The organism is Gordonia sp. VNK1 (assembly GCF_040049135.1).
Lineage (GTDB): Bacteria > Actinomycetota > Actinomycetes > Mycobacteriales > Mycobacteriaceae > Gordonia > Gordonia oleivorans.
Genome location: NZ_JBDZDJ010000024.1, coordinates 15,446 through 28,027 on the forward strand (window position 1 = coordinate 15,446; position 12,582 = coordinate 28,027).

Annotated in this window: 9 protein-coding genes; 3 read left to right on the forward strand and 6 right to left on the reverse strand. The window is 66.6% G+C overall.

Annotated features, from left to right (window positions below; all coding sequences use genetic code 11):
* Positions 1–28 precede the first annotated feature (28 nt).
* Positions 29–1,180 carry an FAD-binding oxidoreductase gene (locus tag ABLE94_RS22170; RefSeq protein WP_348806982.1) on the reverse strand — a complete coding sequence of 384 codons (1,152 nt, stop codon included), beginning with the start codon at positions 1,178–1,180 and terminating at the stop codon, positions 29–31.
* A 185-nt stretch (positions 1,181–1,365) separates the two neighbouring features.
* On the opposite strand from ABLE94_RS22170, the gene ABLE94_RS22175 reads away from it, so the two are divergent.
* Positions 1,366–2,487 (forward strand): amidohydrolase family protein, encoded by a 1,122-nt coding sequence (locus tag ABLE94_RS22175; RefSeq protein WP_348806983.1) that lies wholly within the window; start codon positions 1,366–1,368, stop codon positions 2,485–2,487.
* A gap of 474 nt (positions 2,488–2,961) precedes the next feature.
* Here the strand turns inward: ABLE94_RS22175 and ABLE94_RS22180 are convergent, their stop codons facing one another.
* On the reverse strand, positions 2,962–3,870 hold the full coding sequence (locus tag ABLE94_RS22180; protein ID WP_348809885.1) for a serine/threonine-protein kinase: 909 nt from the start codon (positions 3,868–3,870) through the stop codon (positions 2,962–2,964).
* A 69-nt stretch (positions 3,871–3,939) separates the two neighbouring features.
* A complete protein-coding gene (locus ABLE94_RS22185; RefSeq protein ID WP_348809886.1) occupies positions 3,940–4,368 on the reverse strand; it encodes a nitroreductase family deazaflavin-dependent oxidoreductase in 429 nt (142 codons plus the stop codon).
* A 129-nt stretch (positions 4,369–4,497) separates the two neighbouring features.
* Between ABLE94_RS22185 and ABLE94_RS22190 the strand changes: the two genes are divergently transcribed.
* Positions 4,498–5,865 carry an FAD-binding oxidoreductase gene (locus tag ABLE94_RS22190; RefSeq protein WP_348809887.1) on the forward strand — a complete coding sequence of 456 codons (1,368 nt, stop codon included), beginning with the start codon at positions 4,498–4,500 and terminating at the stop codon, positions 5,863–5,865.
* Between the two features lie 91 nt (positions 5,866–5,956).
* Here the strand turns inward: ABLE94_RS22190 and ABLE94_RS22195 are convergent, their stop codons facing one another.
* Positions 5,957–8,350, reverse strand: coding sequence for an acetyl-CoA acetyltransferase (locus tag ABLE94_RS22195; RefSeq protein WP_348809888.1), 2,394 nt, complete (start codon positions 8,348–8,350; stop codon positions 5,957–5,959).
* Between the two features lie 922 nt (positions 8,351–9,272).
* On the opposite strand from ABLE94_RS22195, the gene ABLE94_RS22200 reads away from it, so the two are divergent.
* Positions 9,273–10,169 (forward strand): LysR family transcriptional regulator, encoded by an 897-nt coding sequence (locus tag ABLE94_RS22200; protein WP_348809889.1) that lies wholly within the window; start codon positions 9,273–9,275, stop codon positions 10,167–10,169.
* A gap of 42 nt (positions 10,170–10,211) precedes the next feature.
* Here the strand turns inward: ABLE94_RS22200 and ABLE94_RS22205 are convergent, their stop codons facing one another.
* Complete coding sequence (locus ABLE94_RS22205; RefSeq protein WP_348809890.1) at positions 10,212–11,891, reverse strand: acyl-CoA dehydrogenase family protein; 1,680 nt, start codon at positions 11,889–11,891, stop codon at positions 10,212–10,214.
* Positions 11,888–12,565, reverse strand: coding sequence for a TetR/AcrR family transcriptional regulator C-terminal domain-containing protein (locus tag ABLE94_RS22210; protein WP_348809892.1), 678 nt, complete (start codon positions 12,563–12,565; stop codon positions 11,888–11,890). The genes ABLE94_RS22205 and ABLE94_RS22210 overlap by 4 nt, the downstream gene beginning before the upstream one ends.
* Positions 12,566–12,582 lie beyond the last annotated feature (17 nt).

A 12,582-nucleotide genomic window follows, 5' to 3' on the forward strand; every position in this document is an offset into this window, starting at 1 on the left:
GGAAAGAGTGGACGTCGGAAGGCTGTGATCAGAACATCGGGTCGTGCTGGATGAGGCTGGCCCGCACGCCGGCGATGATCAGGCCGCGGCGGGTGTTCTCCACCATCGCCGGTGACCCGGTGATCAAGGTCTGGCGGTCCTCCCACGGGCCGGCCGCGGCGACCACGTCGACGAGCGTGCCGACGCGGTGGTCGATGCCGAGTGCGGCCGGGTTGACCGGGTGGTCCAGCCACCAGGGATTGGTCGTCTCCTCCGAGACCGCCGTGACCGTCAGCCACGGATTGGTCGAGGCGATCCGCCGCAGGACCGGCAGGTCGTAGAGTTCGCCGGGATGGCGGGCGCCGTAGAAGACGTGTGTCGGCGGGGTGTCGCCGCGGGTCGACATGTCGATCAGCAACGCGCGCAGCGGTGCGAGGCCGGTTCCGCCGGCCACCATGAGCACCTCACGGTCACGGTCGATGTGCAGGGTGCCGTGCGCCTGCCCGAACGTCCACACGTCGCCGACCTGCGTTTCCTGGACGATGGAGGTGCTGACGCTGCCGCCGGGTACCGCCCGGACGTGGAATTCGAGTTCGCCGTGCGGATTGGGCGGAATCGCCGGTGACAGACTGCGCCAGGTCTTGGGCCACTGCGGGATCTGCGTCTCCAGGTATTGCCCGGTGTTGAACGTCAGCGGCGCCTTCGACACCAGTCGTACGACGGCCAGTCCGCGGGTGATGCGGAACTTCTCGACGACCTGCGCCGTCCACGTCGCCGGGCCCGCCGCGGTCTGCGCGGCACCGCGCATCACTCCGGTCACCAGCATCATGGCCTGACCGACCGTGCGTTGTGCGTCCTCATCCCACTGGTCACGAAGCAGCGAGGCGAACTCGCCCATCAACGCCTGGTAGATCGCCTGGTAATGGTCGGGCAGGACCCCGTACTTGCGGTGGTCGCGACCGAGTTGGGCGAGGAATTCGACGAGTTCCTGCTGTCCCGTCGGCGCGGGGATCACCTCGAGGACGTGGTCGATGACGTGATAGAACGCCTGCCGCTGCAGTGACATCATCACGCCGAAGAGTTCCCGCAGATCCGGGTCGACGGCGAACAGGCGTGTGTACAGGTTCGACGTGAAGCGGTCCGGATCGCGGTTGATCAGCTCACGGAGGTGGTGCAGCACATGGCGCGAATGATTCGCCACGGTCCACCTCCCAAACGTCGTTGTTGCGCCCAGCGGTCCGACGGTTGTCCGCGTGCGGCGCCCACCCATTGTGCCTCGTGGTCGCGGACGTGACCGCGAACCCACTACTGCCGCGTGTACCGCGAACGGTGGCATGCCCGGCCGAACGGATGTGATCAACCCGTGACTATGGCAATGTCGGGGGCATGGCCACCATCGACGACCTGATCCCCGGGATCGTCGACGCGCACGTTCAACAGTGGAATCCGCGCCAGGCGCCATGGTCGGGCAACCGATTGGTACGCGGATACCGTTTTGTGCCCGGCATGGGTGACCGCGTGTTCTCCGTCGCCGTCCCGCAATCGGAACGGGAGTACCTGCTGACCCCACGATCGGTCGCGCGGGCCTACGAGCCGCGGCACTACGGTGCCGACATCGCTCCGGTGGCCGGTGCGATCGGGGTGCCGATCGAGTCGGTCGTCATCTCCGAATCGTATTGGCGTCTGCCGGAGTCCGTTGAACCCGAGGCGACGCGCAATGCCGTCGACGAGGCCCGCTATCTGATGGGTTTGCCGTTCGGTGTGGGGGTCGCGCCCACGCTCGGAGCGGTCATGGCGCGGGCCGATCCGCGTTCGGAGGGTTTCGGTGAGCGCCTCGACGCACAGATCGAGGTCTGTGATCGCATCCGCGGCATCCAGACCACCGCCACCCGCCATCCCGATCCGAAGGTGCGTTCCGGTGGTGCCGTCGACGGCGTGCTGGCATCGGCGGCCTTCCTCACCGGGATCGAGGAGGTAGCGCAACGTCGCCTCGCCGTGGAGGTGTTCGTGTACTCGCATCAGCTCTACGACGTGGTCACCCTGGCCCGCGAATTCCCGGACACCACCATCATCGTCGACCATTTCGGTTGTCCGGTCGGTGCTTTCGGACCTGTCGGGACTCGCACCGGGACCACCGCGGCCGCCCGCGCGGACATTCTGCGCCTCTGGCGTGAACGGATGACGACGCTGGCATCGGAGCGCAACGTGGTGATCAAACTGTCGGGACTGGCGCTTCCGGTGCTCGGCTACGGTCGACAGTCCATGGGTAACATCGGCACTCGGCAGACACTGGTCGAGATGGTGGGACCGCTGATGCAGCACATCGTCGCCCACTTCGGTGCCAGTCGGGTGATGTTCGGGTCCAACTTCCCGATCGACAAACCCAACGCATCCGTCGACATGCTGATCGGCGGCCTGCTCGACGTCCTCGAACCCTGGGGAGACACCGTGGTACGCAACGTCTTCCGCAACACCGCGCGGCGCGTATACCGGATCGGCGACGACTGATCCTCACTCCCGACCCATTCCCGCTGACAGTGCTCTCAATCTCGTTGACAGCGCTCACCTCCCCGTTGACAGCACTCTCAACTCCGTTGGCAGCGCTTGTTTCCCGCTTCGCGCCCACTATCCCGCCGGTCGAGCCCGACGAGGCGCTAGCCGAGGAGGTGTCGAGACCTCCGAAAGCAACGCTGGAAACCATCAAAGGCATTGCGCCTCAAAGCAACCAACCGCGACACTTCTCCCGCTTCGCCGACCACCATCCCGCCGGTCGAGCCCGACGAGGCGCTAGCCGAGGAGGTGTCGAGACCTCCGAAAGCAACGCTGGAAACCATCAAAGACATAGCGCCTCAACGTAACCAACCGCGACACTTCTCCCGCTTCGCCGACCGCCTTCCCGCCCGTCGAGCCCGACGAGGCGCTAGCCGAGGAGGTGTCGAGACCTCCGAAGGCCGCGCTGGAACGAGTCAAAGACGTTGCGCCTCAACGCAACCAACCGCGACGACGCGTCGGTCCGACCGGAACGGGGACGTCACGCAACGACCGCGAGATGATCTCAACGAACTCCCCACACGTCTGATAGCGGTCCGCGGGGTTCTTGGCGAGGGCCTTGGCGAACACCGAGTTCAACGACGATGGCAGCCATTCACGCCGACTGGTGAGTTTCGGTGGTTCGTCGCGGATGTGGGCGTAGGTGATCGCGAAGGGGGTCGTGCGCGGGTACGGCGGCAACCCGGTGAACAGCTCGATCAGTGAACACGCGAAGGCGTAGACGTCGGTCGCCGGTGAGAGTTGTTGTGCCTGAAGTAATTCCGGCGCGGCGTAGGCGACCGAACCCTGCACCCGGCCGTTGCGGGCGAGGGGGCGGGTGTCGTCGAGGAAGCGTGCGATGCCGAAGTCGGTGAGGAGGGCATCGGTGGTGTCGTCGGTGGTGGTGAGCAGGATGTTCGCGGGTTTGACGTCGCGGTGCAGCACGTCCTTCGAATGGGCGTAGTCCAGCGCGGCACCGATCTGGTGGGCCACCCGCAGCACCGCCGACACCTGGGGTTGCTGGTCGTAGCGCGGGATCAGGTAGATCGCCGACGGCCCGGCCACATACTGCATCGCCAACCACAGCGCGGTGTGCCGGGGATGTCCATGATCGCCGAGGGCGACTTCGCCACTGGAGTCCATCGCCACGATGTTGGGGTGATGGAGTAGCGATGCGATCGCGAACTCGTGCTCGAAGCGTTCGCGGGCGTGTTCCAGGCCGTGAAGGTCGGTGCGCAGCACCTTCAACGCCAACGGAGTCGCCTCGTCATCTCGGTGCACGCGGTAGACGTCGGCGCTGCTGCCGTGGCCGACGACCGCATCGATGGTGAACCCGGCCACCACCTCACCCGAGGTGAACATGCGCACAAGAGTAGTCAGGACCGTGCGTTTGAGAAATCCGACGAGTCGGGGACGCGGACGGTGCGCGGGCTACGTCTTGGGTGTCAGCCGGAAGATGGGGAAGACGCGGCCCTCCGCGGTCTCGGTGTACTTCAGAAACTGATTCGACGCGGACACGAACCCCTGCCACGCCTGTTCACGCTCGACGGGGTTGAGTTCGGTCGCGGTCGCCGGGAAGGTCTCGATCCCGGACTTCTCGCCGGCCACCTCGATGGTGATGTTCGGGTGCTTGCGCAGGTTGTGGACCCAGGCGGGATCCTTCGGTGAGCCGGCCGCGCTGCCGATGATGAATCGACCGCCCGCGCCGTCGGGTAGGGACATCAGCGGGTTGACGCGTTCGGCGCCGGACTTCGCACCGATCGAGTGGACGAGGACGAGATGGCGACCGAAGCCTGCGGTGGTGACGGTGCCGTCGTTGGCGCGGAATTCATCGATGATGGTCTGGTTGAAGTCGCTCACCTGCTCCAGTGTGCGCGATCGTCGGGATCGTGTCGTGAACTCGGGGAAATGGTCCGCGAGCAACCGGGAGAACACCTCGAATCTCACCACGCGACGAACGCGACGATTCCGGACGCCTACCCTTGATCCATGACCACAGTGGATCTGAGCGAGTTGCGTGCCGAATTGCCCGAGCAGATGGTGGTCTCCGATCCGGACATCCTCGCCGGGTACCGCCAGGACCGTGCTGCAGATCCCGGCGCCGGAACACCCCTGGCGCTCATCCGCCCGACGACCACCGAGCACGTCCAGACGACGGTGCGGTGGTGCGCCGCACACGCGATACCGATCATCACCCGTGGCGCGGGCACGAGCCTCTCGGGTGGGTCGACGGCGGTCGACGGCGCGGTGATGATCTCCACCGAGAAGATGCGCGAGTTGACCATCGACACCGCGACCCGTACCGCGGTGGTGCAACCGGGCCTGTTCAACTCCGAGGTCAAGGCGGCTGCGGCGGCACACGATCTCTGGTACCCGCCGGACCCGTCGTCGTTCGAGATCTGCTCCATCGGCGGCAACGTCGCCACCAATGCGGGCGGCTTGTGTTGCGTGAAGTACGGCGTGACAACCGATTACGTGCTCGGCATGGAGGTAGTCCTCGCCGACGGGCGGGCATTGCGCCTCGGCGGCAAGCAACTCAAGGATTCTGCGGGACTGTCACTGACGAAGCTGTTCGTCGGGAGCGAAGGGTTGCTCGGCATCATCACCGAGGTGACGCTGCGTCTGCTGCCGCCGCAGGCGTCGGCGTGCACCGTCGTCGGCACGTTCTCCTCGGTTCACGACGCCAGCGAGGCGGTTCTCGCGATCACCTCGAAGATCCGACCGGCGATGCTGGAGTTCATGGACAAGGTCTCGATCAACGCCGTCGAGGACATGCTGCGCATGGGGCTCGATCGTGAGGCCGGCGCGCTGCTCGTCGCCCAATCCGACGCACCCGGACCCGCCGGCGTCGCCGAGGTGGGGATCATCCGCGAGGCCTTCGAAACCCATGGTGCCGCGGACGTTTTCGACACCTCCGACGCCACCGAAGGGGAGGCGTTCACCGCCGCACGACGCGCCGCGATCCCGGCGGTGGAAAAGCTGGGCTCGCTGCTCCTCGAGGATGTCGGGGTGCCACTGCCCGCGCTACCCGCCCTCATCGACGGCGTCGCGTCCATCGCCGACCAGAACGACGTGATGATCTCGGTCATCGCACATGCCGGTGACGGCAACACGCACCCGTTGATCGTTTTCGATCCCGAGGACGCCGATGAGGCGCAGCGCGCGCAGCAGGCCTTCGGTGAGGTGATGGATCTCGCGATCTCGTTGGGCGGCACAATCACCGGTGAGCACGGGGTCGGTCGGCTCAAGAAGGCCTGGCTGCCCAACCAGGTGGGCCCGGACGTGATGGCCCTGACGGCCGCGATCAAGCAGACGCTCGATCCGGACGGTCTGCTCAATCCCGGCGTGCTGCTGTAGTTCGCGCCGGCTTGGGGGCCCAGCGGCTCGACCGGCAGCAGTGGGGTCGCCCAATCGGCGAAAAAGGTTGGGCTAATCGACTATTCGAGTCTCAGCGGCCCGTCCACCGCGGCGGCCGCTTACCGACGAAGGCACTGATCCCTTCGATCGTGTCCTGGCTGATCAACAGCGCGTCGAGCACGTTCGAGGTCTCGTCGATCGCGTCGTCGGGGTCGTCGATCCGCTCGGCGTCGGCCATCGCCTGGAGCGAGGCCCGCACCGACGTGGGTGAGGCGGCGAGGATCTCCTGCGCCACCTCGCGGGCGACGTCGAGGGCGCGGGTGTGGTCGGCGATGCGGCTGACCAGTCCGATGCGGTAGGCCTCGGCGGTGTCGATGCGACGGCCGGTCAGGATCATGTCGCGTGCCAGTGCCAGCCCGATCGCTCGCGGAAGTCGGACCAATCCGCCTGCGGCCGCGGCCAATCCGACCTTGACCTCGGGTAGTCCGAAGATCGCCTTCTCGTCGGCGACGATGATGTGGCAGGCCAGCGCGATCTCCAGGCCGCCGCCGAGCGCCACACCGTTGACCGCGGCGATCACCGGTTTGGGGCGGTCGCGCCGTGACGTCAGCCCGCCGAAGCCGTTCTTCGGGACGGCGAGCAGGGCGTCACCGGCCATGTGCGCCAGGTCGTTCCCGGACGAGAACGCCTTGTCGCCGGCACCGGTCAGGATCGCCACCCACAGCTCGGGATCGGCGAAGTACGCGTCGAAGATCTCATCCAGTTCTTCGTTGGCCTTGGGGTTCAGCGCATTCCGCGATTCCGGACGATTGATCGTGACCTCCAGGATGCGACCATCGCGACGAACGTCGATGTGCTCGTACCGATCCCGGAGCGCCGGTTCCCGATGCGGGAACAATTCCGCCATCCGTTCAGCCGAGATCGATACCCGGTTACCGCGGGCGAACGAACGGGCGAAGACGCGAGTGCTGATGGGCTCGTCGGCGGTCGCGAGCAGGTCGATCAGGTCGTCATCACCCTCGGCGGTATTCGCGACGAAGCGGTTACCGTCGTCGAGGCGTCCGACGACGATGCCCCGGCGGCGTCCTTGCTTGTCGGGTTCGGTCAGGGTGTAACTCTCGACGACAGCCGGACCGTCGGCGAGCCGTCGTTCGTGAACCGTTGGTACCGAGTCGAGTTCACGTTGGCGGCCGGCGTCGTCGCCGCGCTGCCAGGGCGCCGGGGTGGCCGAGTACACGCCGACCGAGTACTTGCTCATCAGGCCGCCGTTGGCCGCGACGAGACCGGTGCTGCCCGGTGTGCGGCGGACCCGCTCGACGATCGCGGCGATCGCGTGCATCGAGTAGTTGTTGCCGGCACCGCCGAAGTAGGGCAGGCCGCCGGTGACGGTGAGGCCGCGCGGATCGTCGGCGGCCAGCCCGAATGCGTCGCACACGTTGAACACGGCGATCGGGAAACAGCTGTAGATGTCGAGGACGTCGACGTCGCTCAGGCCGACGGAGGCCATGTCCAATGCCGAGCGCACTGCCGCGATGGATGCCGGACTCGTCGACAGGTCCGGCCGCCGCATCAGCGGGCGTTCACGCAGATCGGCATGACCGTGCAGGAACACCCAGCGGGACTCCTCGATGCCGAGGTCACGGGCGGCGCGCACCGACATGATGACGGTGGCCGCGGCCTGATTGACCTGATCACGGGCGACGAGCAGGCGGGTGTAGGGATCGGCCAGTACCCGATTGCCCGCCGACACGGTGGCGACCTCGTCGACGGTACGGCGCTGCGGCGAGGCGGCATGCGGATTGTCGGCGGCGACCACCGACATCGGCGCGAACAACTCCGCCATCGACCGGGCGTACCCGGAGCGCGACGAGCCGAGACGATGTCGTCGCGCATTCTCCAGCAGCGCGTACTGGGTGATCGGTTCGAGCAGCCCGTGCCGCGCCTCCTGCACCGAGGTCAGGCCGGCGAGCCCGAAGCCACGGTCTTCGTGGGAGCCGGGCACCTGCTCGGTGAAGTCCGGCCGGTCGGCCGCGTCGGCCGACCGCGCATGACGCACCGTCGAGATGACCTCGGCACCGAAGACCACCACGGCGTCGCTGTCGCCGTCGGCGATGCGTTGCGCGAACTCGGTGACCAGCTTTTGCGGGCTCTGACCGCCCACCACCTCGGTGATCGCGCCGGCCGGATTCATCCCGGTCCGGGTGGCGACGGCACGGGGCATGTTGTCGGGGCGTCCCAGCGGCGACGACGACAACGGACTGGACACCTCGAACGACCGCACCGCGGCGACGGTGTCGATCCGCGGCGCGAGGACATCGGCGTCGAGCCCGGAGTCGGCGAGTGCCGCTACGACCGCACGCGCGGCGAGATCGGCCTCGCCGAGCGCGCAGTAGTCGGGATCGTCGAGACGTTCGGAGGCTTGACCGACCCCGACGATGACGGGGGTGGACGGGTCGAGTTCGCTCACGGGCACGTCGTCGCGCATGTGTGTCCTCTCGGACGGGGTTGAGACAGGTCGCCATGATCGTGTCATGCGGCGTCGGGAACGCCGGCGGTCACCCCGCGTCACCGAGCATTCGATACGTCCCTGTCGACAGAGCTCGCCGTCGTCGGAGTACCGGAGGCGGCATCGGGGCGTTACCGGAAATGTCCGAAAACCGCGCGCGAGAAACGTTCAGAGTAACCAAGATCACGGAAATGGAAACGTCTCGGGAAACGGGGGGTGAATTGCGGTGATCGGTGAATTGCGAGGAACTTCATAATGATTCGGTGGTGGTTCCCGGTGACCGCGACGCCATGGCGGTCGGTCGCTGCCGTACCGCTGCCGATGGTGCAGAATTCTCGCAAGAGGTGGGTTCCGTCACGATCCCCGGGTGTAACGGGGATGTCGGACGGAGCGAAGACGGAGACAATACCGACACGCGAGACGATGGCCGGCCGAGCTCGTGTGCCGCATAGCAGGTGGCAGCGGACGCCGACGGACCGATGTCCGATACAGCCGTTGTGATCCGAGAGGTGGGCAGGTGAGCGTGGTTCGACGGCGTCATGCGGTCTCCGCGAGTGGTGGTCGGCAGACCTGCCGCCCCGAGGTGGTGGACCGCACGCCGCGACATCCCCTCCGCGTCGCGGTGTGCGGTCCACAGTGTTGCTGCCATGTCGCCGCGGCATCCCCTCCGTGCCGCGGAAACGTAGTCCGTGATCCCCCCGATGTGACGTAGCACCCCCTCGGTGCTGCGTCACGAGCCGCGATGGCTGCGTGCGCCGATCAGTTGTTCTTGTCTCCTTTTTGATCGTGCAGGAACGACTTTAGAGCAACTAATGTCAATCATCGAGTATGAAGATCAAGGAGTTTTGACAATCTGTGCCTGATGATTCGTTCACATCGTTAGGCTGGGGAAAGGGTTATCATGCGTGACCTCGATCTGCGACGTCTCCGGATGTTCGTCGAGGTCGTCGAGGCGCCATCGCTGAGAGTGGCAGCGGAGCGTCTGTTCATCTCGCAGCAGGCCTTGTCGGCGGCCATCCGGGACCTCGAACGACAACTCGGGGTGCAGTTGTTCTCGCGGTCCCGGCGTTCGTTGACGCCGACGCCGGCGGGTAAGGCCCTCTACGAGGGTGCCGTGCCGCTGTTGGCCGGTGGTGCGCACCTGGCGTCGGAGGTGCGGATGATCGATGCCAGCAATCCCGATCCGTACACGATCGGGCACACTCCCGGGCTGGCGCCGTCGGAGGTCTTCGAGATCATCGAGGGTGCCGTGCTGGCCGATCCGTCACTGCCGATCACGGTGCGGCCGTTGTCACCGTCGGCCATCCGGGAGGAGATCCTCGGCGGCAACATCGACCTCGCGCTGGCGCGTAGCCGCGAGGTGCCGCCCGATCTCGCGGGTGCGACGGCGACTCGGCACAAACTCCGGTTGGCGGTCAATGCCCATCACCCGCTCGCCGCCAATGCGACGTGCGCGATGAAGGATCTCGAGTCCTGCCAGATCGTCGTGTCGGAATTGGAGGAGGACTACGTCAACATGCTCGTGTCCTACTGCCGACGGTCCGGGTTCGAGCCGAAGATCATCGCCTCCACGCTGAGGGGGACGCCGCCGCACATGGCGGTGATCACTCACCCGGAGGCGTGTGCGTTCGTCACCAATCAGCCGGGCTGGCTGTACGGCAATCAGATTCGGATCGTCGAGTTCGACGATCCGCCGATGACCCCGGTGATGGCGCTGTGGCTGCCGAACACGGCGCCGAGGATTCGGAACCTGATCCTCGACGCGGTGGGGGTCAGCGTGGAGACCGAGCTGATCTGAGGCGCTCCGTCTCCACGCTCATGTGGCGATCCTCTGCGACGATCAGTGCCGCGACAGGATCGCGGTGAGGTCCGCCCCGGTCGGCAGCGCGCCGTACTCGAAGGCACGGTCGTCGCCGAGTCGTGCGCCGATGAAGGCGTCGGCGACGGGTGCCGGGGAGAACCGCACCAGTAGTGACGCCTCCAACGCCAGGGCCATCGATTCGACGACCCGTCGAGCGCGGCGTTGGGCGCCGGCGGCATCGAGGGCGGCAAGTTCGCCGAGTTGGGTGCGGAGGGCGTCGAGGTGTGCGTCGAGTACCGGGTTCTCGCCGCGGGCCAGGTTGACCTCGGCGTCGAAGGCGCCGACCGATTCGGGCTCGCGGGTCATCGCTCGCAGGACGTCGAGGGCGATGACGTTTCCTGAGCCCTCCCACACGGCCATCACCGGCTGTTCGCGGTAGCGCATGGCGAGGGGGAAGTCCTCGGTGTAGCCGTTGCCGCCGAGGCATTCGAGCGATTCGTAGGCGTGGTGCGGTCCACGTTTGCAGATCCAGTACTTGGCGACGGCGGTGGCCAGGCGGCGGAAGGCGCGTTCGGCGTCGTCGGCGTCCTCGTCGTGGGCCCGGGCCAGCCGCATCGCGGTGACAGTGGCGGCCTCGGATTCCAGGGCCAGATCGGCGAGGACGGCGGTCATCGCCGGCTGGTCGGCGAGGGTGGCGCCGAACGCGGCGCGGTGGCGGGCATGCCAGAGGGCCTCGGCGACGGATTGCCGCATACCTGCCGCGCTGCCCAGGAGGCAGTCGAGTCGGGTCTGGGCGACCATCTCGATGATGGTGCGCACGCCCCGGCCGGGTTCGCCGACCATCAGTGCCACGGTGCCGTCGAGTTCGATCTCACTCGATGCATTGGACTTGTTGCCCAGCTTGTTCTTCAGGCGTTGGATGCGGAAGACGTTGCGGGTACCGTCGGGCAGCACGCGTGGCAGCAGGAAGCAGGAGAGTCCTTCTCCGCCTGGGCCTTCGGCTTGCGCGAGCACGAGGAAGGCATCCGACATCGGCGCCGAGCAGAACCACTTGTGCCCGGTCAACAGGTATTCGGCGCCCGGTCCGCCGGCACCGACCGGTCGGGCGACGGTGGTGTTGGCCCGAACATCGGAACCGCCCTGCTTCTCGGTCATCGACATGCCGAAGATCGCCGAGGTCTTGTCTGCTGACAGATCCGGAGAGTAGCTGCGCGACAGCGCCTTCGGTACCCACTGCGCGGCCACGTCGGGCTGCAGTTCCAGCGACGGGATCACCGCGTGGGTCATCGAGACCGGGCAGGCGTGGCCCGGTTCGATCTGGCCGAAGAGCATGAAGATCGCGGCCCGGGCGACATGTGACCCGGGTTGCGGGTCGTCCCAGCACCGGGTGTGTGCACCGTGGGCCATCGCGGCGGAGATGATGCGGTGATACGACAGGTGGTACTCGACCTCGTCGATCCGGTGGCCCCAGCGGTCGAAGGTGCGCAGTTCCGGGGTGATGGTGTTGGCCAGGTGTGCGTCATGCTGGAACTGTGCGCTGCCGACGAGGGCGCCGACCTCGGCGAGTTCAGTTGCGGCCCAGGAGGCGTCGTGGCGCGTGACCGACTCCTGCAGGACGGTGTTGAGCTCGTATTCGTTGACGTCGACACGTGGCGTGGACTGATTGAACACCGAGTGCGTGACATGCGGCTGCGGGTGGGTGATCGACGAGGAGGTCATGCCGATGGCCTTTCGATGGTGAGGGGCGAGTCCAGGATCTGTTCGGGGACACCGAGATTGGTGAAGATGACGGTCACCGCGTCGGTGAGGGTGGGGCCGAAGGCGTCGCCGGTGGCCGACTTCTGCACGGCCAGACCGAAAATCGCCGACCAGAACGCCTGGGCCTCCACCTCGATGGAAGTGCGCAGCTGCCAGCCCGTGCGGACCAGCGTCTGCATCAGTGCCTCGGCGCCACGTTCATGCAGTGTGCGCAGGGTGCCCGTGATGTGGTCGCGCAGGTCGGTGCGGCGGGACACCAGCAGCATGGCGGTGGTGAACATCTCGACGCTGCGCGCTTCGGGTCCCAGCAGGGTCGTCACCAGGGTTGCGGCATACTCGCGTACGGTCGCAGCGGCCGACGCCGACTCCTCGGCGTGACGCCCGGCGCGCAGCACCGCGGCACATGCGACCTCGACGAAGAGCTGTTCCTTGGAACCGAAGTAGTACGTCACTTGATTCGGAAAGGTGTGCGCGCGTTCGGAAATGAGGGCGACCGACGCGGTCTCGCCGAGTTCACGGAACGCCGCGTCGGCGGCATGCAGCAACGCTGATCGCGTCGCCTTGCCGCTGGTGCGGCTGGCGCGGTTGGGTGTCGTCGGCTCGGGTGGCATGGGCGCTCCGAATTTGTCTGTCATACAAAGTTTGTATGGAA